Origin of the sequence: Roseburia sp. MSJ-14, assembly GCF_018918225.1 — a bacterium.
GTDB lineage: Bacteria > Bacillota > Clostridia > Lachnospirales > Lachnospiraceae > Petralouisia.
Map to the genome: position 1 here is coordinate 171,120 of NZ_JAHLQD010000056.1, position 24,753 is coordinate 195,872.

The window sequence follows — 24,753 nt, forward strand, 5'->3', positions numbered from 1 at the left end:
GTTAGCCTTTTACACCACCTGCGGTAAGCCCTGATACCATATATTTTTGTATACAGAAGAAAATAATCAAAATTGGCACCGATACCATAACGGCTGCTGCCGTAAATAATGGCCAGCTCCTGCTATAATCGCTTGCCTGAAGCTGATACAAGCCTCCTGCCAACGTATAACTTTCTTCCTTCAACATAAAAGTTGTCGCAAATAAATATTCATTCCATACGAAAATCAATACCATAACGGCTGTTACGATAATTGCAGGTCTTGCCAGAGGAAGTACGATTTTTGCCATAATGCGAGCATCTCCGGCACCATCTATTTTCGCTGCCTCTTCAATTTCTTCCGGAATAGTATCAAAGTATCCTTTCATATTCCATATGGCAAAAATACACATAGAGCCTGCATATACCAATATCAACCCGGTTCTGGAGTTTAACAAATTCATAGTCTTAAATAGTCGAAAGATTGCAAACATGGACAATATCTGTGGAAATGCATTTAACATTAACAATGTCATCATTAACCCATGTCTTCCCTTAAATCGATAACGTGAAACTGCATATGCTGCTGTCACTGCAAATCCCATAGCAATTACCATGGTTCCGATACTTAAAATCACAGAATTTTTTAACCATATTAAAAATGGTTTTTCTGTAAAAACTGCCTGATAATTTTTCCATGTAAAATCCTGCGGTATTAAATGAAAGTCCGAAGACAATGCACTACTACTTCCACTAAAGGACAAAGAAAGGGCATAAAGAATCGGCACCAGACAAATCAGGCAGATAAGAATAAAAATGACATTCAGTACGGTAAGCTTCAAGGTATTTTTTACTTTTTTCTGCTTCATTGGTTCTCCTCCTTCAGTCCTCTATTTGTATACAAGGAAAAAATAATAATCAGCACAAATATCAACATAGATACTGCTGAAGACAATCCGTAATTGTTAGATACAAATGCATTTTGATGTGCATATGTAATAATCGTCTGTAAGGATGCTCCTGACAGTGCTCCCTTTTGCATCGTGAGCAAATATACAATATCAAACTGCTTAAATGTCGTAAATGTTGTCATCACTACTGCCGGGGCTAAAATCGGTTTAATACATGGAATGGTAATGTATATATTTCGCTTCCAAAATCCTGCTCCATCTAATCTTGCACTCTCATAAAAACTTCTATCCACACTCTGTAATGCACCATCAATCATCATAATCATAAAAGGCAGTGCCATCCACAAATTTAATATGGTACAAGAAACGAATGCCGGAACATTAGAAGATAAATAGTTCAACTTTTCCAATCCCAGTTTTTCCAAAATCTGATTCAAAAGTCCAAACTCTGTATTATACATGCAAACTCGCCATAGCAAAATGGATACATAGGCTGGCATTGCCCATGGAAACATCAACAAAGTCTTGTATACGCGATTTGCTTTCAATCCTTTTACATTCAGACCAAGTGCTATAAAGTAGGCAATTACCACCTGCAACACCATGTTTACCAGCGTCCACAGGAGGGTTACTCCTATGGCCGCCAAAAAGCCGGAATCAGCCTTTGCAAATGCTCTTTTATAATTTTCCAATCCCACAAAGCTGTAATTATTCCAATGAAACAAGTTCATATTGGTGAGAGAAATATATCCGGTATACAAAATCGGAAATACAATGATAAGCCCAATTAAAATTAGTGCTGGTGTCAAATACAGCCATGCTGCTTTCTTCTTTCTTTTCATCTGTTACATCATTCCTTTACTGCATATCTGCAATCGCAGATTCTGCCTCCTTCTGGTACTGCTCCGCTGCCTTTTCTACATCATCACCTGACTTATTTACTGCTGCAAGTAATGATTCTGCCGGTCCCCACATTACACTCATCTGTGGAATATTCGGCATTGGCTGCGCGGTATCCGCAGTAGTCTTCATGGCACTTATCATTTCATCAGAAGATACCTGCGCATCCTCGTAAGCCTTTTGGTTTGCAGGTGCACAATTTGCATTTACTGCCAAATCAATTCCTACCTGTTCACTTGCCATTGCTTTTAAAACACTTGTAATGGCTTCTTTTTTATTTTCTGCTGCATATTTCATTACACCTACCCCCTGTACTCCGGAATAAGGTGCCAGTTTTTCTCCGTTTGGTAAAGTAAACTCTGACAAGGATTTAATTCCAAGATTAATACCTGCATCCTTAATTCCTGTCACCAACCATGGACCACCTACTATGGCTTCTGCTTTTCCATCATTAAATAATGTGGTTACTGTATTATAATCTCCGTCTGCCTGTAATGCTGCAAATTTTTTATTATAAGCAATTGCATCCTTGGTTTCCTGTTTATCTAATCCCGGTTCTGCGGAATCATTGATAATATATCCGCCAAATCCATTAATAATCGGAGCTACATTGTATGCGGTGGAATGCTGATTTACCACTGCATAGGTTCCTGCATTTGTATCAGTATGTTGTTCCATATAAGCTAATAACTCATCTGTGGTACTTGGTACTTCACCTTCCCACAAATCTTTATTATACATAAAGAGTAATGTTTCAAAATATACTGGAAGCATATACTGAGTATCTTTATAGGTTCCTGCCTTTAATGTCATTGGAAGCATATCTGCCTCATCACTTTCAGAAATCAAATCTGTAATTGGTGCTAAAATTCCCATTTCTGCTAACATTCCTAAGGAATCATGTGCATAAAAATACATATCCGGTCCATTTGCTTCATCATTTCCATATAATTGTAACTGGTCTGTTAAACCACTCTTTTTCTCAAACGTCACCTGAATATTCTCATCTTTTAATTCTTCATTTACACAGTGTGCAATGGTGTCCATAATGCCCTCATCACCATCATGCCAGATAACAACGGTTTCTGCATCCCCCTGCGTTTCCTGCTTTCCTGTTCCTTTTTTATCTCCTGTCTCTTTTGTGCCTTCGTCTTTGTTATTTCCACAACCAGACAACAATCCCAAAGTCATGCACCCACATAATAAACAACATAAAAATCGTTTCATATTTCTTCCTCCTTTAGGAAATCGTTTTCCTTATTTTTAATTATTTGAAGCTTGCTTCTGATATTATTATTGCTATAAATGCCTATAAAGTCAATTTTTTCAAAAAGAAAATATTGACTTTGTTAGGAAAGCGCTATACTATTTAGTTAGATTTGTTCAATATTCTAGTCTTACTATTTAGGAGGTTTTTCTATGGCGATTACCATTAGTGATGTAGCAAAAGAAGCCGGCGTTTCTATCTCCACTGTTTCTAAGGTGCTAAACGGGTGGACTACTATTTCTCCTGCTACCAAGGAAAAAGTACAAGCCGCTATTAAAAAATTAAATTACACCCCAAATGCCCGTGCAGTAAACTTTGCAAGACAAAATACTATGAACATTGTATTCCTTACTGCCTTAACCCAGAATGAGGCCTACAAAAATCCACATATGTTTGATATCATGTGCGGTGTACAAAATGCGCTGGCAGAGACCAGCTATTCTATGACTCTGGTAAACACTTCCAACGAGTCTTATCCTGGTGAAACAGTTGCTCGGGTAATCTCTCAAAAATGTGCAGATGCTATTGTGGTACATGGTTCTGCCATCAGTGAAGAAACCGCTCAACTTTTCATCAAAGAAAAATATCCTCACATCGTCATCGGGCACCCAAACTTTTCTAATCAACTTTGTTGGATTGACACCAATCATACCCTTGCCGGCGAATTTGCTGCCGAGCACATGATTGCCTGTGGTTACACCGATACCGCTTTTATTGGTGGAAAACGCACTGACATTATTTCTGCACAACGCCAAAAAGGTTTCTTAGGATTAATGCACAAATACGGCTATCAAGTATCAGAGGAACACATTCTCTATACGGATTCCAGTATTGCAGAAAGTTTTCACGCTACCCTTTCCTTGTTAGAATCCCCTCATCCACCAAGAGCGATTGTATGTGAAAATAATATGATAGCCTTGGGAGTATCCAAGGCTATTGAAAAATCCGGGCTTCGTGTTCCCGACGATATTGCTTTTTTAACTTTTGACGTCTATCCTTATTCTGCAATCATTGACCCACGTCCAACGGTAATTGATATCAATATGTATGACATGGGTAGACAAGCCGGTATGATGGTTCTTCATAAACTTGCCAACCATGACCTGCAAATTCAAAGTTTTACCACACTGCCCCTGCTGATTCAGGGAGAAACTACTCGTATTAACTTATAGTTTCTTCTGTTTATGTATCACATAAAGCGGCAATGCTACAAATACCATACCACCCAATATATTTCCAATGGTAACCGGTATTACATTTGCTAAAAATCCTGCCACATTTACATGACTGCTAATTTGCTGGACACTAAGTCCATATAATTCTTCTGCCTGTGCCACATAATTGTCACTCATTGCCGCAAAAATTCCTGCCGGAATATAAAACATATTTGCAACACAGTGTTCCCATCCGCCAATGACAAATGCCATAATCGGGAAAAATATTGCTGCTATTTTTCCTGCTGCATCCTTTGCTACAGTTGCCATTAACACTGCACAACATACAATGATATTACATAATATACCTGAGCATACTGCCTTCATTGGTGCTATGGTGCACTTTCCATATGCGGTCTTAATCATAAATGCACCCAAACCACCATTACTATAATCAAATAAGCCACTGTAAGCTGTTAAGCCCGCAATGATAACTGCCCCTATCAGGTTGCTAATCCATACCATTGCCAAAACTTTTACCATTTTACCAACACCAAAGCGCTTGTCCATTACTCCGGCAATCATCAGGCAATCCCCTGTAAATAATTCTCCGCCTACTAACACAATCATCATAAGCCCTACTGGGAAAATCGCACCTGCTAATGCCTTTGCGACTCCTTGATTTGCAATATGATGTACTGTTGCACTACTGGTTGCTGCGCCAAAGGCAATAAACGCACCCGCCATCATTCCGAGCAAAATACACCGAATCACAGGTAATACAACTTTCTTCTCGCCAGCCTGCATGTTTAGCTCTAATACCTGTGCCGGTGTATAAATATGATTCTCCATGGTTCCCTCTTGTTCTCCTTTTCCATACAACTCCATCTTATGTATTTATTGATTTTAATCAGAGTTATATATATCTAACTTTGCTATTTCATTTTACTAAGTGGGCTTATATTTGTCAAGGTATGAGGAGCACTGTCCGAGGAAACCTTTATTCTTTTACCAGTGTTTTTCCTGTGGGTCTAATACATAGATTCCCGGGTCATCATCTTCATTTCTCCACTTGAAATCTTCCGGTTCTGCATCTTCTGTCATAACTTCTACCAAATACAGTCCTTCCTTATCCGGTTCTTTCTCATCCAGAGGAATTGTTACAATACACATTTCATATTTTTGTCCATTATTTTCCAGTGTATAGGTGCTGTTTAATATCCACTCTTTATAGTTTTTTCCTCCTTCTGAACTTGCCATTCCGCCTTCTATGGATGACTTATCACTTCCGGAATAAAACGCCATTAGTTGTTCTATTTTTCCATCCAAATCTTCGGCATTTTCCAATGCATACTTAGAAAACAATCCTTTTAGTGCTTCTGCATCCTGCTTCTCTAAGGCATCGATGACAGAGTTTTTCATATCCTCTGCCATATCGTTATCTTCTTTTAAAACCTTTGCTCTATATTCGCTGGCTGTTTTGTTTTTGGAACCACATCCAACTAACTGAAATGCCAATACACATCCAAGCACCATTAACATCCAGTTCTTTTTACCAGTGATAGTACGCGATTTTTTTATCTTCATCAAAACACCATCCTTCTGTTCTTTTATACTTATTGAAAAATGCTTCCCACAATTCCGGTTCATCAGAAAAATCAATACTTCCATGAACATCCAAATTATCACTATCCATGTCCTGGAACTTTGGATTAAATCCGGTAATCCACCACTGTGGTTCATCCGGATCATACTCAAATATCTTCTTTCCAGTTCTCTTGTCATAAAGATTCAATGTCATATGAAGGTTTGTACCTGTTCCACATTCCACATGGAATCCATCTCCTACATAAATTCCTGTTTCGCATCCTGCTCCAAGATTTAAGTAATCACCTTTCCACATCCAAATAGTGTAAGTAGTTCCGTCTTTTATCTGAAACTGATATTTCTTCGGTTTCATTGAAGTAGCTGCACCAAATGCATAATCATAAACATCATTATAACCAAAATACTGTTGCCAACACTCTCTATCTGAATGATATACGCCATCTTTAGTTCTTGTGAAAGAAAAAGCATCTAAGAACGTTTCTCCGATAGGAGTCATGGACGCAAATGCCATAACATCACTAATATCTATTCCAAAAAATCTGTCTTTTTCCACGAAATCACGGAGTTTTCCTATTTTCTCTCGACCTTTATCTGCTAGGTCTTCTTTTATTGGATTCGGAATATAATGTTCCCAAACATAATCCGTAGCTGTAAAAAATCCTGCAGTAGCCGCATCTGCTGTTGGTCCGATATTAGCTATCTGCTCATCCAACCAATCGCCCATTTCCTGGACTCCTGCTTCTATGGAGCCTGTTATCTCCTCAAGACTTGGAAATGCTCCATCATAATCCACAAATGCTAATGGACGGTTCCAACAATAGTTATATTCATTTAACGTATACGGAGCTATCGGCATTCCCTTCACTTTATCTCGTGCTGCAAATCTTCCTGTTTGCGGCATATATTCTCGCGCCTGAGCAAACCAAGTGCCAGCCGTCATATCCTGATAATATCCCGTATAACCAAATGGCTGTAACTGTTCCTTTTTCCGGTACAAATCATTTCCAAATTCATCGAAAGCGTAATTTTCCTTCACATCACCATCTGCATTCAGATAACGCACCGGACTTCCCATTTCATCTTGTAAATAGTAGTATGTATCCTCTTTGCTTGTTTCACCTACTACATTTCCATCCCACAAAAAGTCTCTGGTGTTTCCATCTTCTACCTGTTGTAACAGATTGTGATAACGTCTGGTCTGATTTAAAACAAATTCCACCGTTTTCAGCGGATTTTCTCCCGCAAATCTCTGCTCCTCCACACGCATTCCAAGTCCGTTATAAGTATAAACTGACCTTCTTCCGGCATCATCAAATGCCTGGTACATCTGGTTACGACAATCATATTCATATCCATGACTCTGTACACCATTTTCCAGCATCTGAATCAGATTTCCTCGCTTATCATACGCATACTCTGTCTGACTGCCATTTGTTACTGATTGCATCAGTTGTTGGGCCTCATTGTAGAAATATTCGGTTCTTTGTCCTTCTTTTTCCATGAAGCTACGATTTCCATATGCATCATATCCATAACTGCGTAAAAGTGTTCCTTCTTTTTCTACTGCAATCAAACGATTTAATGCATCATATCCATAATGGTAACTACCGCTTTCCTCCGGCAATCCTCTGCGCTCACGCTGAATGCCTACTCGATTTCCAACCGTATCATACTGATACTTGTAATCCTCTAATAAGCCCTCTTTGTCCCAATGTGACAACTGTTGTATCATTCCGTCTATGCCATAGGTATAATTGGTCTTCATTCCATTTGGAAATACCTTTTCGCACAATCTGTTGTTATTATCGTAACTATAATGGAATTCACCGTGTTCATCTTTTAACGAAGTCAAACGTCTCCACTGGTCATATCCATACTCTACTGTCTTTCCATCCGGATATTGCATTTCCACACAATTTCCAAATGCATCACGTTTATAATGTACTTCTCTTCCTTTGGTATCTGTAACTTTTTCGGCTCTTCCCAGTTCGTCCACTTCAACCTTGGTAGTTCCAAGCCAATCCTGAATTTCTACTAACTGTTTTAATGGATTATAACTTAATTTTACAGAATTTCCATCTGCATATTGGATTTCAGATAACTTGCCTCCCTTTGTGTAACCGAAGGTAGTGACAAATCCTTCTTTATCCTGTTTTTCTACCAAATATCCCATCTCGTTGTAAGTATAATGTTCCTGATTTCCAAGGGCATCGGTAACTGTTTCAATATGTCCTAAAATATCACGTTGATACTGTACAAAGTGGTGACTCTGGTTTCTTTCATTCTGTTTGCAAGCCTCTGTCAGTTCCGGTTCCAGTCCACATTGTGAAATTTCTGACAAATTTCCTATCTCGTCATAGCTATAATGTGTACTGTTTCCAAGGGCATCTTCTACGCGAATCAGATGTCCTGCCGGAGAATAAAAGTATTTGGTTGTATTTCCATTGCCATCTGTTGCGGAACTTACTTTTCCCAACGGATTGTAACTATATTGCTTATGCTGTCCGTCACTGCTTGCTATCTCAATAATACGGTTCATAGAATCGTAGGTATAATAGAAGGTATAGCCTTCCTGATTGGTACGACTCTTAACGTTGCGGTTTTTATCATATGTATAGCTTATAGAAGTTCCGTTTTCATAGATTACCTTTTCCAACAGTCCTCCCGGTAAATATTCGTAAGCTATCGCCTGACCTGCTGCATCGATTATACGACTGATTTTTCCTAATGCATTGTATTCATAAGTAGTCTTATTTCCTCTGGCATCTATTGCTGCAATCTTTTGTCCTGCTTTATCATATACATTTCTTCGTACATTTCCCATTGCATCTATGGTTTTTATCTGCTGACCAAATTGGTTGTATGCCATATGACTTACTGCTCCATCTGCATCTGTCAATGCAATCAAACGATTCAATGCATCATATTCCATTTTTACATTGCTGCCATTGGAATCTACAACTCCCACTTTATTTCCATTGGGATCATATTCATAACGTATCTCTGCACCCTTTGCATTTACAATACGTTCTAACTGATTCAGCTTGTTATAGAAAAACCTTGTCTTTGAACCATTGGCTTCTGTCCGGCAAGTCATATTCCACATGCTATCATATTCAAATTGTGTCACATTTCCTTCCGGATCAATTATTTTGCAAGGTTTATTAATCTCATTATATTCGCACTGAATTTTACTTCCATCGAAATTTTCAATACAGGTTACTTTTCCTGCCTCATTGTACTGGATATGCTTTGTATTTCCCTCTGCATTGGTTATGGCAACAATATGTCCACGTTGATTATACGCATACTCGGTACGATTTCCATTTCCATCTGTGGTGGCGGTTACCTGTCCTAATTCATTATACTCATAATGTACTTCTCCACCTAAAGGTTCCTGAATGGAGCTGACGTTTCCATGCTCATCATAGGTAAGCGCAATCTTACTTCCATCCGGCTGTTTTACCTTAATTGGCTTTCCGCTTTTACTATAGGATATCCGATATTCTCTTCCCAGTGCATCTTTTCTGCAAACCAAATTTCCTCTCAGGTCATACTGACTATGCAAAAATTCCTCGTCACATATTTTGACTCCTGTCATCAAATGCATCGCATTATAGGTCATTTCCAGCTTTTCACCCATAGGATTTACTACCATGGAAAGATTTCCGGCATTGTCATAATCATAAGTGGTCTTATATCCTCTTTTATCTATAACCTGCGTTTTTTGATTTCTATCATTATACGCATACTGCACCTTTCCGTCTGTAAAAATGGTTTCTACGCTTCGGAAACATTCATCATGCACATACGCTACTTCATTTCCATTTTGTTCTGTAACACGGACAATTCTATTCTCGTCATCATATTCTAACTTCATGCATCCGCCATCCGGATAGCTTTGCTTAATGACACGTCCCTGGGCATCATATTCATTTCCAAGACTCTGAATATTTCTACCATTGATAATTTCGCTTAATGCTCCGTTGGCATCGTAAGCATAGCGGAAAGTATTGTTTTCCTCATCACTTACCTTTGTCAGATACCCTTCTGTATAGAAAAGTCGTACGATTCGACCTGCACCGTCAGATACTTCTGATATAAAACCTTCTTCATTATATGCATATCGCAAGGTCTCTCCGGATATACTTTTCACTTCTGCTAATCTTCCTGCAAAATCATAAGAAAGCTTCAGCCAGTTATCATTACTGTCTTCTATTTTGGTATTTCTTCCTTCATTATCAAAAGTATACTTTACACCAAGCTCAGTCTTATAAACCATCCCTTCTACTATTTCCATCAGGGTATCACCTTTCCCGGTGATATGAGAATATTGTCCTTCCCCTTCTCGGATAAAAGTCTCTTCCCGTCCATCTGACCAATGTAATACTACACTTTGTGGATTTTTTATCAAATAAATCTGATAATTATGTACCCAGCCGTTTCCTAATGCACCATCCTGTCGTTCCACAGAGTTATACACCATAGAAAACTCCATGGGATATAATCCCTTTTGCTGTAAATATTCTCTGTGATAAGCAAAATTTCCGGTTGCAAGATTAATTGGGTCTCCGCCATAATCACAACAATCATGTCGAAATCCCTTTAGCATCTTAATTAATTCTTTTAAAAGCTTTGTTATATTCAAATCTCCACAAGCAATTGTTAATCGACTCAACAACAAATTCGCGCCCTTTGCCCATTCTTGTGGCATCTCAATTTCTTCCATTGCGGCTACCATAGTAGACTCTAATTCTTCCACACTATTTTGGTAAGTATTCATAGCACTTTTTAATGAGCGCAACATATGCTGTACATTGTGGATTTCAGTAATTGCACTTTCAGCCTCAGAAGCCACGGAAAATCCTGTATAACACAACTTTCCATTCAATGTTTTCAACTGTGATAGCTGATTTACATAGGTTTCATACTCTACAATAATCTTATCACACAGATTGCATACCTCTGTTTTACTGTTCCAATCCAAAGTAACCTTTCCTAATTCGCTATAACTTCTGGCACTTCCGCCCACACAAATAGACATGGCATTTGCCTGATTATTCAAATTCAATACCTTTGGCAACACCTGTTCTTTTAACGTTTCTTGCATTTTATTCAGATTTTCAATATGTTCTTGGAAATTATTACGCCACTTTGAACTGTTTTTCTGAAATTTCTTTGCAGATTTTCCTGACCACTGACTCTCTGTTAATTCCAGGTTAGCCTGTACTACTTTTTTCTTCAGTGTATTAATCTGCTTTATAGACTGCTCCAATTCATTAATTGTTGTCCGGAGCACAGACATGTCAATAGAAAATTTTTTCATTTTTTTCTCCCTTATTGATTATTCTTCTTTTTCTCTTCCTCTTCTTTATGATAAGCGTTATCTTCGTTTTGCATACTTTTGCAAATACCTTCTAAACGTCTCTTTTCATCGATACAATCTCCCAACATACTCTTTCGTAACCGACTGATTGGATCATTTAATTTTTCTTCGTAAGATACCAGACTAAGAATATTTCTTGGTGTAATTGCAGTATAACTTGCATCTCCAAGCTTCTCTAATTCGCCCTTTACCTTCGCATCTTCTGATCTTAATAGTGTCAACTGATGAATCATCTGACCTAATGTGGTAATATCCCTATTACACCTACTTATTTCCGAACAACGGCAACTCATTTTATACTCCTCCTTATTTCTTTTCAATGTTTTTCTTCAAAGTTTGATCTGCATCTTTAAATGTAAACTCTGCAAATGCTGTTTTTCGATTCAAATCTTTTAATGCCAATTGCGCCATTAAATTCTCACACAAGAGTTCTCTACTTCCGTTCGCAAAAGCTCTTGCGCTTTTTCCACTCCAGTTGCCCTTCAGATTTTCAAACATCTTTTTTTGTTCTTTATAGATTGTCTGAAGTTCGTTCATAGCCGCTCTCTGTCGTACTTTTGCTGTCTGGAATCCACTCTTAGCTACTTTGATTTCACCCATTGCTTTCCCCCCTCTCACTAACATAAAATATATATACAATTTTTATTGTAGTCTATTTGTATTTTTGCGTCAATATTTTCTGTTACAACTTTCATACAAAAATTATCAAAATCTCTCTTTTTTTACTCTCTTCCAATAATTTATAACACTCATCATAATCACTAAAACAACACCATATATCACATAGCTTCGAATTCTTTCCACGCTTCCATCCATAAGGAAATCACATCCCATAAATACCAGTATAGCAATCATTCCTTCTATCAGAATACGCACTATACCTAATATTCCATTATCCTTCCAAAGTTCCCGTACCTCCAGTACGAATTCAATGACGAAAAGAATTCCGTTCACTATCATTGCGATTACAAATGGAATCAGCACAAAAGCAAACCATGTTGATGTCTTTCCCTCTGTTCCATATGCCATTATCATACATACTCCCAAAAGTAAGAGTAAAAATACTCCAAATGCTATTTTACTGGCTAAAACTAATTTCTTTTTCATATATTTGCTCACTTTTCATCTTCGTCACTCTACCACATCCACTAACTGCAATAAATTAGGAATACATGCATAAATCTGCTCATACAGCTCTGCATCCGGCTGTGTCTGATCCGGAACAAAAATAACCTTTAACCCTGCTGTAATTGCTGACATTGCTCCATTAGGTGAATCTTCCACAGCATATGCCTCCTGTGGCTTGACTCCAAGCTTTTCACAGGCATACAAATAAACATCCGGTGCAGGTTTTCCATGTTCTACCTGAACTGCACTTACAATTTCATCAAAATATGTAAGAAGTTCCACTTGTTCTAATTGCTCTTTTGCCCGCTCTGTAGGCGTTGCTGTTGCAAGTGCAATGCGACATCCCCGTTTTTTCAACTGTTCTAATGCCTGTTCTGCCCCGGGCTTTTTCTCTAATCCTACCTGTTTTAAATGCTCCTGCATCATTTCTCGTCTATCGTCCCGAACCTTTATGTAATCAAAGTCTGCACCAAACCATTTCTTCAACAATTCTGGTGCATAAGGCCTTCCAAGACTTCGCAACTGCAATGCCTGCTCCTCACTCATTGCATAACCATTTTTCTCTGCTGCTTTTTGCCAAAATACTTTAAAGTATTTTTCTGTATCAATTAAGGTTCCATCTAAATCGAAAATCACTGTGCTTTTCACGTTTGGACCTCCTTCGCTTTTATTGTCACATGCATTTAAAATAAGTCCTTATACTAATATCCCCTCAAAATAAGGGTATGTCAACTACTTTTTGCCCTTATCTTGAGGGGAATCTCTTATCTCATTGTAAATTGTGCATAATTACCAGTATCCATATTGGCTGCATCATAATATCCATCCTGATAAAATCCCATATAATAGGTGTCTTTTCCCATACTTTCTAACTTTCCATCCATCATTCTCTCATCATTATGTAATACTACACAACATAAATTGGACATCTGGTAAAACTCGTTATCTGCATTTTGCACAAAAAACTCATACATTTCATCCACTGTCACACCGTAATCAGACAAATCTACGGTTATATACTCCAATGCATCTTCTCCTGTATACACCTCATAAGTACCATTATAATAATTGGCACTGGTATCATCCGCTGATAAATACCATTCAAATGTACCATCGGTTTGGAAATAAATAACGGAATCATCACCAGCAGAATAACTGTTTCCGGCAAATGCATCTGTACCATAATAATTTTGGGATTTGTTAGAATCGTCTGTTGTCCAGTCATCGTCATCTAAGTCAATATCACTATCCCAGTCATCATCATCCCAGTCGATATCGCTATCCCAGTCATCATCATCCCAGTCAATATCGCTATCCCAATCCTCGCTATCCTGGTCTTTTTTCTTGTCTTTTCTAGAGTTTTTCTTCCCATCCTCTACATCTTTATATCTGCTACTGTCTTCATCATATTCCTGTGTTTCACCAAAAATTTCACGTCCCAATTCCTGTATCTCATCCTGATAAAACACACAACCGATAATTACTAGAATTCCAAATATCATACCGATACATGATGTTACAATTCCGCCAATGGCAAACCCCTTATTGCACTCCTTACGTCTTAAAGCTACGATTCCAAAAATCAATCCAAGAAGCCCTAAAACAGAACCTCCTATAAACAATATCGTAGCAGATGCTATTCCCACTACCAAAGATGCAATTCCAAATCCACACTTATTATTATTCATATTTTCCTCCTAGTTTTCCTTCTAAATGTTTCCTGTTAACTTGTTCTCTAACTATAACACTTTTGTTATATCAGAAATGTTGCATTATATAAAAACTTTTTTACAAAATAATTTTTTATGATTCTAAGTTAAAGAAACGCTCCCACTCTTCTACGTCATGACTTGCCTGCACTTTTAACTCATAAGTTCTTTCGTTTACTGCATCTATGGAAAAAATATAAGTATCTTCCGCTTTTTCTAAGGTATAAATAACGCCTTCTACCAGCTCTTTCAGTCCTGAGTTATAATCTTTTTCCTCAATCACAGTGTCTTCAACCACCTTCATAGGCTTTCCGTTTGCATCGTATAACTTATATCCTTCTTCAATGAATGATACTATCTTGTAATCTTCCAACTTTAATACCAATCCATTGGTACGCATTTTTCGTATATCTCGATTACAGGAGTTTTCCGAAAGTATTTTTACATTATCAAGCTCCATATGAAAAAATCCACTGGTTGCCTGAATATCCCCAACGTATGCATCTGTAAAAGAAAAGTTATTCCATTCGTCTGTTGTTTTATATTTCATTTTCTTACCTCGCTTCTATTTCATTTTCCATGTATTTTCGGATAATATTGCAGGATGCTTCAAACTGTGCTTGTTCTTCTTCTGTCAGCTTCAACTGAATCACCTGCTCTATTCCGCTTCTTCCAATTACACAAGGAACGCCTGCATGTACACCTTTTTGTCCGTATTCTCCTTCTAAAAGTACGGATGCAGGAAGTACTCTGTGTTCATCTAGCAATACTGCCTTTGCCATATCTGCCAGCACATAACCGATTCCAAATTCTGTGGAACCCTTTCCATTGATAATATCCATTCCTCTTAAATGAGTTCTCTCTAATATTTTTTCTTCCAAAAGTGCACCATACCGTGTTGCATCCTCTTGTTTGAGTTCCTTATAGTCTTTTCCGCATATGGTAAGATGTGAAAATGGTATCATAGAGGAATCTCCATGTTCTCCCAACACAAAACCTACCACACTGTGAGTATCTACCTTGCACAAATCTCCCACAGTTCTTTTCATTCTTGCAGTATCAAGGGATGTTCCCGTACTAAATACCCGGTTTCTTGGAAGCCCCATTTCTTTTCGAATATAATTGGCAATGATATCTGCCGGATTGGATATGGTAATGATAATGCCCGGAATCTCTATCTTTTTCAAATGGGACAAAATCTCTTTCATACACTCCATGGAAGCTCCCAAGGTATCTAATCGGGTCTGTCCCGGAAGTCTTGGCACGCCTGCGCTAATCACCACAATATCTGCATCTTTGCAGTCTTCATACGCTCCTGTTCGCACAATCACAGAACTTCCCAAAAAACATACACAGTCTGCAACATCCATGGCATGACTTTCTGCCTTCACGTTATCCACATCTAATAGTACAATTTCCTCACATATCCCCTGAATTGCCAAAGCATATGCACAATGGGAGCCTACATGTCCTGCTCCGATAATTACTATTTTTCTATTTTTTGACATAAATTGTTCTCCTTTATGGGATATAGATGATATTTTGTTGTATTCCTTCACATCTTGCAAGTGAAAAAAACTATCCCAACACTTCTCACATATCTTTTATACTTTCATTTCTCTCTACAAACTCTTTCATCATCTTAGTTATTTGTGCCGCTTGACTAATTCCTGCTTCTTTACAAGCCTTCTCAAATTCTTCTACTATATCACGTTTTAACTTAAACCCCTTTACCATATATCCAGCTTTTTTTTGATATTTTTCTGAAGCTATTGTTTGCTTATTTGGTTTTCCCTTTGGCATTTTTCGTACACCTCCACAATTTTGATATTACATTTCACAATACATATAATATCATAGGGTTAACCAGGTTTCAATAATTGTTTATTTTACATCAAAAAGAACAATATTCGGTTGAATTATCGTTGCATAATATCCATATTACTGTTATTATGGATTGGGTGCTACCCTATTCGGTAGGCGGTTAGTCCTTCAGCAGAGGGATTGTGACCCTCTGATTACATAGAAATCATCTTGTATGAAATCTTGCAAAGGAGGGATGCCAATGTTGACTCTTGAAGGTCTCATTGCAGTTTTAAGTTTTGGCTTAAGCTGCTTTGGACTTGGATATACACTCGGTAATAAATCACGAAAAAAATAATCGCCCCCGGTCTGGTAAACTGAGGCGATTATTTTAATCAATTCATAAACCGGGCTAACCGTCTATCGGTAGCACCTTTTGTAAGATAATAATAACATTCTTCTGAATACATGTCAAAAGAATTTTCAAACATCTTTGTTAAAATCTCTTGTTTCTTCTCTAACTTTCTTATCTGGCAATAATAGCTAATATGCATACAATTACTGAAGTTTCCTATAGTGTCCTCTTCCAATAAATTCTATAATTCCATTATCTCTTAACATTTGTAACTGCTGTCGTATTTTATCCTTTACATGATGATTTTCTGGATGTTTAATAGACAGTAATTCTTCAAATCTATACATTTGTTCAAGAGTAAATGTAGTATCTTCCATCTTGTTAACACAATTCAATACGTCCAAAATCCATCCTCTGGCATCAAGCTTACTTCCCCGTAAAAACTCTGTTTTATGTACCTTATTGATTATCTGTTCAATAGGTACTTCTTTCTCATTCTGAACAATAAAAACTCTTCCTTCATTTGGAATTCGATTTAACAAAATATTACAGCCTATCCACCCTGCTCGTCTTGCTGTCTCTGCCAAAGGTTTTCTTTTTTCAATTATCTCCGGAGAAAAGAAATATTTAGGTACCATCACAAAATTCTCAACTCGAAGATTATACTTGTTATAATGCATAAAGAAAAAATTTGGATTGTTGATTGAAGTAATTCTTTCTATCATAGTATTATATGCCCCATCATTAACTTTATTGCTGATTGTAGTACTTTTGCTTTTTAGTTCATATTCCTCACTACAAGACGGACAGAAAAAATCTGCAACAGGTCTGTTATTTTCAAAATGAGATATGTATTGATTACCACAATATGGGCAAAACATATTTTTATTAACCCATGATTCCGTTATAACTCTTATTTTTTGTGAGTTACTCGAATATTGTTCCACATTTTCCCCATCCATTTGTAAATTCAAAATTATCACTCCAATACTGTTTGATATAAGACACTATTAAAGCGTGTCTTGATTTTTTCTATATTTTCTTTCAATATTTCGATTAAAATGCAGCTACGCTTTTTATTCAAAGCAGCTACACCTACTGCTCCGCTTCCTGCAAATGAATCTAACACAATTTCACCTTCATATGTAACATATTCCAATATTTCTTCACATAATTTCACTGGCAATTCACTCTGATGTATCCTATTCTTTTTTGAAACCGGCTGAACATCAAACATGGTTGGTAACATACCATTACACCCACTCATATAATGTATTTCACCTGTCCTATCCGATTTCTTCTTATCAATTCTCATTCTTCTTGCTTTACCCTTTGAAAAAATCATTATATCTTGTGTATTTTTTGCCTTTCTGCCTGTATTACTCACAAAAGTCCCTTTTTTCCAAGGAACTTTAGAATAATATATAAATCCGGCTTCCTTAGCATATTGTTTTATCTGATACAAATACTCATAATTATTCTCATTCTCTGCCGGCAACACTTCTACTAAAAAACATCCTTCTTTTAATACTCTTGCTTTTTCTATAAAATCTTCCAGCGTATATCTAAAACAATCATATAAGGCAAAAGCTCTTGTTCCGCCTTTATTTGATTTCATATCTAACCAAGGATGATCTGTCAATATACAGTCAATACTATTATCTTCAATCATAGATAAATCCCTTCCATCCCCCTCAATTAACACACACTGTTCCTCTTCACAGGCAATTGTACGATATACACCTTTCTCTACTCTTTCAAATTTTACGCCTATTTTCTCATAAATACGTGCTCTAACAGTTTCCCGTGGCTTATCAGAATTTTGTTCATAAGCTTCCTGTAATGAAAAACTTTCATTATTTTTAAAGCAATTAAATATTTTTTCAACTAACGTCATTTTGCTTACCTCCTTCATTTAGATCTTGATCCTAACATAAGAGGTGTACAAATAAAAGTGTTTATTATCCTTTTCATCATGCATTTTATCATCATTTCTACAAATTCTCCATATTTTTATCTTCATTTGTCAATATTCTCTAATTTATGCTTAACTTTTTATTTACAGGCTTTTATATCAAAAATTTTTCTATTTTTTGTGTTATATAACATTGTCTGATGTAAGACACAACAAAAACATTTTTGAATTTGTAAGTTACTTGTAAGTTACCGTTGTTTTTTGTGTGTTTTGAGAGTGTTTGATAAAGTTTTCAAACATAAAGAAAACCCCGAAAACATAATGTTTCCGGGGAATATAGCTCTTTTTCGATATTCGGTTGAATTATCTCTTGCTGAACTGTGGAGCACGACGTGCTGCTTTGAGACCGTATTTCTTTCTTTCTTTCATTCTTGGGTCACGAGTTAAGAATCCGTTAGCCTTAAGAACTGGTCTGTATTCGTTGTCTACCTGTAACAGTGCTCTGGAGATACCATGTCTGATTGCTCCTGCCTGTCCTGTGTATCCGCCACCTCTAACGTTTACTAAAACGTCAAATTTATCAGCTGTTTCTGTTGCAACTAATGGCTGACGAACGATAACCTTTAAAGTCTCTAATCCTAAATATTCATCAATATCTCTTTTATTGATTGTAATCTTACCTGTTCCAGGTACTAAATATACTCTGGCGATAGATTTTTTTCTTCTTCCTGTTCCGTAATACTTTGTATTAGCCATCTTATTTTACCTCCTGATTAAAATGTTAAAGCTTCTGGTTTCTGAGCTTCGTGTTTGTGTTCTGGTCCAGCGTATACGAATAACTTCTTATACATCTGTCTTCCTAAAGGTCCCTTTGGAAGCATTCCCTTAACAGCAAGTTCGATAACTCTTTCTGGTTTATTAGCTAACATTTCCTTTAAAGTGGTTTCTTTCATTCCACCTACATAATCGGAGTGATGATAGTAAATCTTCTGGTCTAATTTCTTACCAGTTACTTTAATCTTCTCTGCATTAACTACAATAACGTAATCTCCAGTATCAATGTGAGGAGTGTAGATTGCCTTATTCTTTCCTCTTAATACTTTTGCTACTTCAGATGCCAAACGTCCTAAAGTCTTTCCTTCAGCATCAACTACATACCATTTTCTTTCAATTGTTGCCGGGCTGGCCATAAAAGTTTTCATTGAATGTTACCTCCTTGAATTTTCCAATGTTACTCTGATATCCGAATGCCGTCCAAGTAAAATCTGATGAAATTCATTCGTTCTATCATTTTCACACCATTTACATTTTTCTTTGTACATCAAAGCAAAAACGCTTCGCCGGGGTCGTGGCTCACATTTCTAACTCGCCATACTGTTCAATTATATTACACACACTCCCGTGTGTCAACATTTATTTCCCACTATCCCAAGAACTTTTCAATTTCAAATTATAATCCAGTTCATAAGGACCATTTGGCATTTCCATTAATTTTTCTGCATTTTTTGTCCATGTATAAACTGCTGCAAAATGCCCGCTATCCCTTACTTTTCCCCAGTACATATATCCATACAAATAGCTATCATTGATTTCTTCCCAACTCTCAAACTCTTCTTGCAGTTGTTGTGCGATTGGAAGACACTGATTCATACATTCCTCCAAATTAATGTAACCTGCTACATAACATTCCCCGGCAATTCGAAGCATACGGCAATAGTCCCACGCATCCACACCTTTTTCGCCAAATGCCTGATATGCAAGATACGCTCCCTCATAACGATACTCTTCCTCTCCCAATCCGTCTTTCTGGATTTTGTGTTCTACTTCCTCTTCACTAAGTTCAAACCAGCCATTTTTTTTCATATCTTTCACAAATTCTCGGTATTTCTGTCTGGTTCCATGCTCTAATACATGATTTATAGTATCTATTGCGGTTTTTCGATTGGTAATCCCCCATGTTTCTTTCAAATATTTCTGCACCTGTTTTGCATTTTCTTTTGTAGGTTCAAAAATACCAATCGTATATAACTGTCCACCATCTGATTCTGCACGGATGGCATAAGTATTGCAAATCCACTGCACGGTATCACTCTCTATATCCTGCTGCGTCAATCCGGTGTCTTTGTACTTTTGATTCCATACTATCTCCAGACTCTTTCCTTCTGTATCTATGGGTTCATATAATACCACTGCTGCCACCAAAAATGCACAGGCAATCACAATATGTAATACCCTGCCCACCATGCTCTTTTCCTGATAAAATGGTTTTATAACCGGGCGTTCCATCCCTTCTAATACTTCAATGCTATATTGTGGGGCATACCATATTTTCGTAGTTTTCCCAATCAGTGCTTCTACATTTTGATTTTTCTTTATGGTCTGTTGCTTAATTCCCACTACCATGTGATAATTTTTAAATTCATCCACAAACTCGTATACAACTATATAATTTTTACTATTTTGTATCATCTGAATTCCAACAATGGTTGCCGGATAAGGTCTGGCATTATCTGCCACTTGTTTTTCATTTTTCTCTGTCACTATGCGGATTACTAACATTAACACCCAGATCAAAAGGCATACAACTCCAAATACAAAGCACACCGCACTAAGATAGGAATCGCTCCCGCTTCCCTGTTTATTTGCCAGCATCATTCCACCCCATAAGGACACCATAATAACCAACGTTCCCAATAAACTTATTACACGCATTCTTTTCTGGAATTTTCGCATGATAGGCGGAACTTCTTCCGTTACATAGGATTTGGATGAATCTATGACTTCACTATCTCCTATAAACGCTTCCTGATTTTCTATCTCATACACATCTAACGACTTTTCTTCCGGTATTGTTTCCTTGAAGTAACTACGAAGAATTTTCTTGGGTTTCACCTTATAAAAAATAATATATACCATCCAAATCAAACCAATCGGTACTAAAACCATCAACCAAACTATCAGGTCATATATATCTGTATTTACAGTCGCGTCCAAAAACATATCTATTTCTGCCCAAGTCAAAATAGCTGCCACTAAGGATAATGCTATCAATATCACAACATACACTGCTTTTAACAATGTAGTTTGAGATAAAACCTCTATTTCTCCCTTTCCAATCCTTGCCACAAACTTAGACTGAAATATCCCTGCCTTTACATTGATTTTTGCCACATTCATCTGATCCGTATCTTCTTTAACTTCAAGAAGAGTTCTTCCTTGTCTATACTCTGGATTCTTCCGCAAACGACTTCGCAACTGAAAATCATCCATATGATAACTGAAAAATATATGCATCTTTATCCTCTTTTCTCTTTCCCTTTTTCATCCTTATATACAATTCCAATCATCGTCAATCCGTGTGCCGGAGCAGTTGGACCGGCTGCACTTCTGTCCCTTTTTTCCAGAATCGCTGTAATGTCTTCCGGTTCTTTTTCGCCAATTCCCACTTGTATCAATGTTCCGGCAATAATTCGCACCATGTTATAGAGAAATCCGGTTCCTGTCACCCGAATGGTAACGATATCTTCTGTTGATTTTTCCACTGTACAGGAAAGAATGGTTCGTACTGTATCTTCTACTGTAGTATGAATAGAACAAAAACTTTTGAAGTCATGAGTGCCTTCCAAGTATGCAGCTGCTTCTTTCATTTTTTCTACGTTTAGATTGCGATAGTAAAAGTAGGTATCTTTTCGTAAGGTTGGCATCGGTATCTTACGGTTCAAAATTCGATATTCATATGTTTTTTCACTATAACAATGTCTTGGATGAAAGTCTGCTGCCACCTCACAAGAGCTTTGTACTACCACATCTTCCGGCAAACGCTGATTTACGGCATAACAGATTTTTTCCGGTGGAATCCGTGTATTCGTGTCAAATATCGCCACATTTCCAAGGGAATGAACACCGGAATCTGTACGACTTGCGCCAGTCACCTTAATTTCTTCTCCCAAAAGCTCAGACAATGCCTGATTTAGCACCCCTTCTATGGTAATTCCGGTGGGCTGTATCTGCCAGCCGCAGTAATTGGTGCCTTCATAGGCTACTACCAGTTTTATTCGTCTCATGCTATTTCCTCTCTAAGCATATACTTTGCAAAAAGCAGGCTTTCTACCTGCCTGCTTTTATAGTAATACTCTCATTAAAATTACAATTACCAAATATCCCAAAATCACCAAATAGGATATATGGTCTGCTTTCTGATATTTTAGCGGCTTCATTTTCGTTCTGCCAGCTCCACCATTATAACAACGTGCTTCCATTGCCAATGCCAAATCATTTGCCCGGCGAAATGCTGAAATAAACAGCGGTACTAGCAACGGAACCATTGCTTTTGCCTTTTTGATAAGATTTCCGCTTTCAAAATCTGCTCCTCTGGCAATCTGTGCTTTCATAATCTTATCTGTTTCTTCTACTAAAATCGGAATAAAACGCAAGGCAATGGACATCATCATTGCCACCTCATGTACCGGCACATGAATATGATTCAATGGGCGAAATGCCTTTTCCATACCATCCGTCAACTGGTTTGGTGTTGTTGTCAGCGTCAAAGTTGATGTTCCAAGTATCAGGTAAATCAAACGAATTGCCATGAATACTGCGCTTTTCAAACCTTCTTTTGTAATTTTTATTTTCCATATGGTAACTAACGTCTCTCCCGGCGTCAAAAACAAGTTAAACATTGCCGTAATAATTAAAATAATGACAATAGCTTTCAATCCCTTTACCATAAAACGAAATGGCACTTTGGAAATTTTAATCATTGCTGCCAAGGCAAGTGTGACTAATAAAAAGCCCCAAATCCCTTGAAAGGTAAATAATGATATTACATAAATTACAACTCCAAATAATTTTACTCTCGGGTCTAATTTATGAATAACGGAATCTGCCGGATAATATTGTCCAATGGTTATATCTCTTATCATATGATTTCCTACTTTTCTTAGCTACGATTTTCTCTGTTCTGAAAACATTTTAAGATAGATGCTTTGGCTTCTTCTAAGGTAGTCGCTTCACCATCTACCGGAATTCCTTTTTTCCTAAGTTCATGCATTAAGTATGTGACTTGTGGTGCTGCAAGTCCTACTGCTTCCAGTTCCTGATAATGATGGAATACTTCTTTCGGAGTTCCATCAAACATGACACTTCCATGATTCATAACTATGAGCCTGTCCACATATTTTGCTACGTCTTCCATGCTGTGAGACACCAAAATAATCGTCATGCCTAATTCTCTGTGCATTTTAGCTACCTGGTCTAATATCTCGTCTCGTCCCTGAGGGTCAAGTCCTGCTGTTGGTTCATCTAACACCAGTACCTCCGGCTTCATAGCAAGCACACCTGCAATGGCAACTCTTCGTTTCTGTCCTCCGGACAATTCAAATGGTGACTGATACCAATACTCTTCCGGAAGTCCTACGCTTCGTAATGCTGTAAAGGCTTGAAGCTCTGCCTCTTTCTTGGATAGTCCCTGGTTTAAAGGTCCGAAACAGACATCTGCAAAAATTGTAGTTTCAAACAACTGGTGCTCCGGATATTGGAACACCAATCCTACTTTTCCACGCAGTTCCTTCATATTAAAGTCTTCATCATAAATATCCTGTCCGTTGTAGTAAATGCCACCGGAAGTTGCCTTTACCAATCCGTTTAAGTGCTGAATCAATGTAGACTTTCCGGAACCGGTATGCCCTATGATTCCTATAAACTCACCATCTTCTATTTTCAAGTTTATATCTTTCAAGGCATGAATCTCATATGCAGTTTTTTCGCTGTAAACATAGTTTACTTTATCTAATATAATCGACATAATGCATCCACCAATTCCTGTCTTGTTAAAATTCCTTCTGGAATATCCATTCCCATTTTCCGAAGTTCATGTGCCAAAAGTGTAATCTGCGGTACATCCAAGCGATAGGATTTTAAGGTATCCACCTGGGAAAAAATACTTCTCGGCGTTCCCTGCATTACCACCTTTCCCTTGTCCATAACATATACACGGTCTGCACGAATCACTTCTTCCATATAATGTGTAATAAGAATTACCGTAACGCCTTTTTCCTTATTCAGCTTTTCTACTGCATCTAATACTTCTTTTCGTCCATTTGGATCTAACATGGCTGTAGGCTCATCTAACACAATGCACTTTGGCTCCATTGCCATAACACCTGCAATAGCGACGCGCTGCTTTTGTCCACCGGACAACTTGTTTGGGGAATGTTCCCGATATTGAATCATTCCTACGGATTTTAAACTGTTTTCTACTCTTTTCCAGATTTCATCCGTGGGAATTCCGATATTTTCCGGACCAAAGGCCACATCTTCTTCCACAACACTCGCAATTATCTGGTTATCCGGATTCTGAAATACCATTCCGGCATTTTTACGAATGTCCCAGACATTTGCTTCATCCGTGGTATCTTTTCCGTCTACCCATAAAGTACCGCCACTGGACTGTAAAAGAACATTCAGATGTTTTGCAAGTGTGGACTTTCCGGAACCGTTATGTCCCAATACTGCGATAAATTCCCCTTGCTTGATATCAAGGTCTACTCCATCCAGCGCTGTGTCAATTCCTTCTACATTTCCTTCTTCATCACGTCTGATATATTCATGTACTAATTTTCTGGCTTCAATAAAGTTCAT

Annotated in this window: 24 protein-coding genes; 1 reads left to right on the top strand and 23 read right to left on the bottom strand. The window is 37.5% G+C overall.

Going from position 1 to position 24,753, the window contains the following annotated elements:
• Position 1 precedes the first annotated feature (1 nt).
• Genes KQI83_RS16400 through KQI83_RS16410 form a run of 3 tightly spaced genes read right to left on the bottom strand, consistent with a single transcriptional unit; the run spans position 2 to position 3,016 of the window.
• On the bottom strand, positions 2-847 hold the full coding sequence (locus tag KQI83_RS16400; RefSeq protein WP_216560328.1) for a sugar ABC transporter permease: 846 nt from the start codon (positions 845-847) through the stop codon (positions 2-4).
• A complete protein-coding gene (locus KQI83_RS16405) occupies positions 844-1,731 on the bottom strand; it encodes a carbohydrate ABC transporter permease (RefSeq protein ID WP_216560331.1) in 888 nt (295 codons plus the stop codon). The genes KQI83_RS16400 and KQI83_RS16405 overlap by 4 nt, the downstream gene beginning before the upstream one ends.
• Before the next feature lie 16 nt (positions 1,732-1,747).
• Positions 1,748-3,016 carry an extracellular solute-binding protein gene (locus tag KQI83_RS16410; RefSeq protein ID WP_216560334.1) on the bottom strand — a complete coding sequence of 423 codons (1,269 nt, stop codon included), beginning with the start codon at positions 3,014-3,016 and terminating at the stop codon, positions 1,748-1,750.
• A 192-nt stretch (positions 3,017-3,208) separates the two neighbouring features.
• Between KQI83_RS16410 and KQI83_RS16415 the strand changes: the two genes are divergently transcribed.
• Positions 3,209-4,228 carry a LacI family DNA-binding transcriptional regulator gene (locus tag KQI83_RS16415; protein ID WP_216560337.1) on the top strand — a complete coding sequence of 340 codons (1,020 nt, stop codon included), beginning with the start codon at positions 3,209-3,211 and terminating at the stop codon, positions 4,226-4,228.
• Here the strand turns inward: KQI83_RS16415 and KQI83_RS16420 are convergent.
• The 20 genes from KQI83_RS16420 to KQI83_RS16515 all read right to left on the bottom strand — a co-directional run bounded on the left by KQI83_RS16420 (position 4,223) and on the right by KQI83_RS16515 (position 24,753).
• Positions 4,223-5,062: a formate/nitrite transporter family protein gene (locus KQI83_RS16420; RefSeq protein WP_216560340.1), complete on the bottom strand. Its 840-nt coding sequence runs from the start codon at positions 5,060-5,062 to the stop codon at positions 4,223-4,225. The genes KQI83_RS16415 and KQI83_RS16420 overlap by 6 nt on opposite strands.
• A gap of 156 nt (positions 5,063-5,218) precedes the next feature.
• Positions 5,219-5,797 carry a DUF5104 domain-containing protein gene (locus KQI83_RS16425; protein WP_216560344.1) on the bottom strand — a complete coding sequence of 193 codons (579 nt, stop codon included), beginning with the start codon at positions 5,795-5,797 and terminating at the stop codon, positions 5,219-5,221.
• Entirely contained in the window at positions 5,763-11,144 is a 5,382-nt protein-coding gene (locus KQI83_RS16430; protein WP_216560346.1) for a DUF6531 domain-containing protein, read from the bottom strand. Before KQI83_RS16430 ends, KQI83_RS16425 begins: the two co-directional genes overlap by 35 nt.
• An 11-nt stretch (positions 11,145-11,155) precedes the next feature.
• The gene (locus KQI83_RS16435; protein WP_216560349.1) at positions 11,156-11,497 is read right to left on the bottom strand and encodes a hypothetical protein; all 342 of its coding nucleotides are present in this window, start codon (positions 11,495-11,497) and stop codon (positions 11,156-11,158) included.
• A 13-nt stretch (positions 11,498-11,510) separates the two neighbouring features.
• Positions 11,511-11,804, bottom strand: coding sequence for a hypothetical protein (locus tag KQI83_RS16440; protein WP_216560352.1), 294 nt, complete (start codon positions 11,802-11,804; stop codon positions 11,511-11,513).
• A gap of 105 nt (positions 11,805-11,909) precedes the next feature.
• Positions 11,910-12,311, bottom strand: a complete 402-nt coding sequence (locus KQI83_RS16445; RefSeq protein WP_216560355.1) for a hypothetical protein — start codon at positions 12,309-12,311, stop codon at positions 11,910-11,912.
• Between the two features lie 24 nt (positions 12,312-12,335).
• Complete coding sequence (locus KQI83_RS16450; RefSeq protein ID WP_216560358.1) at positions 12,336-12,980, bottom strand: HAD family hydrolase; 645 nt, start codon at positions 12,978-12,980, stop codon at positions 12,336-12,338.
• Positions 12,981-13,096: 116 nt separating this feature from the next.
• Complete coding sequence (locus tag KQI83_RS16455; RefSeq protein WP_216560361.1) at positions 13,097-14,020, bottom strand: DUF4190 domain-containing protein; 924 nt, start codon at positions 14,018-14,020, stop codon at positions 13,097-13,099.
• A gap of 115 nt (positions 14,021-14,135) precedes the next feature.
• A complete protein-coding gene (locus KQI83_RS16460; RefSeq protein ID WP_216560364.1) occupies positions 14,136-14,591 on the bottom strand; it encodes a subtilin biosynthesis sensor protein SpaK in 456 nt (151 codons plus the stop codon).
• Positions 14,592-14,595: 4 nt separating this feature from the next.
• The gene (locus KQI83_RS16465; RefSeq protein ID WP_216560367.1) at positions 14,596-15,549 is read right to left on the bottom strand and encodes an L-lactate dehydrogenase; all 954 of its coding nucleotides are present in this window, start codon (positions 15,547-15,549) and stop codon (positions 14,596-14,598) included.
• Between the two features lie 85 nt (positions 15,550-15,634).
• Complete coding sequence (locus tag KQI83_RS16470; RefSeq protein ID WP_216560370.1) at positions 15,635-15,844, bottom strand: chemotaxis protein; 210 nt, start codon at positions 15,842-15,844, stop codon at positions 15,635-15,637.
• Between the two features lie 558 nt (positions 15,845-16,402).
• Positions 16,403-17,173, bottom strand: a complete 771-nt coding sequence (locus KQI83_RS16475) for a DpnI domain-containing protein (protein ID WP_216560373.1) — start codon at positions 17,171-17,173, stop codon at positions 16,403-16,405.
• A 5-nt stretch (positions 17,174-17,178) separates the two neighbouring features.
• Positions 17,179-18,096 carry a DNA-methyltransferase gene (locus KQI83_RS16480; RefSeq protein ID WP_216560376.1) on the bottom strand — a complete coding sequence of 306 codons (918 nt, stop codon included), beginning with the start codon at positions 18,094-18,096 and terminating at the stop codon, positions 17,179-17,181.
• A 381-nt stretch (positions 18,097-18,477) separates the two neighbouring features.
• Complete coding sequence (rpsI, locus tag KQI83_RS16485; protein ID WP_075721446.1) at positions 18,478-18,870, bottom strand: 30S ribosomal protein S9; 393 nt, start codon at positions 18,868-18,870, stop codon at positions 18,478-18,480.
• A 17-nt stretch (positions 18,871-18,887) separates the two neighbouring features.
• On the bottom strand, positions 18,888-19,316 hold the full coding sequence (gene rplM, locus KQI83_RS16490) for a 50S ribosomal protein L13 (RefSeq protein ID WP_075721447.1): 429 nt from the start codon (positions 19,314-19,316) through the stop codon (positions 18,888-18,890).
• Positions 19,317-19,527: 211 nt separating this feature from the next.
• The gene (locus KQI83_RS16495) at positions 19,528-21,408 is read right to left on the bottom strand and encodes a DUF1266 domain-containing protein (RefSeq protein WP_216560379.1); all 1,881 of its coding nucleotides are present in this window, start codon (positions 21,406-21,408) and stop codon (positions 19,528-19,530) included.
• 2 nt (positions 21,409-21,410) lie between these two features.
• Complete coding sequence (truA, locus tag KQI83_RS16500; protein ID WP_216560383.1) at positions 21,411-22,178, bottom strand: tRNA pseudouridine(38-40) synthase TruA; 768 nt, start codon at positions 22,176-22,178, stop codon at positions 21,411-21,413.
• A 57-nt stretch (positions 22,179-22,235) separates the two neighbouring features.
• Positions 22,236-23,036 (bottom strand): energy-coupling factor transporter transmembrane component T family protein, encoded by an 801-nt coding sequence (locus KQI83_RS16505; RefSeq protein ID WP_216560386.1) that lies wholly within the window; start codon positions 23,034-23,036, stop codon positions 22,236-22,238.
• A gap of 17 nt (positions 23,037-23,053) precedes the next feature.
• Complete coding sequence (locus tag KQI83_RS16510; protein WP_216560389.1) at positions 23,054-23,917, bottom strand: energy-coupling factor transporter ATPase; 864 nt, start codon at positions 23,915-23,917, stop codon at positions 23,054-23,056.
• Positions 23,902-24,753, bottom strand: a complete 852-nt coding sequence (locus KQI83_RS16515; RefSeq protein ID WP_216560391.1) for an energy-coupling factor transporter ATPase — start codon at positions 24,751-24,753, stop codon at positions 23,902-23,904. The genes KQI83_RS16510 and KQI83_RS16515 overlap by 16 nt, the downstream gene beginning before the upstream one ends.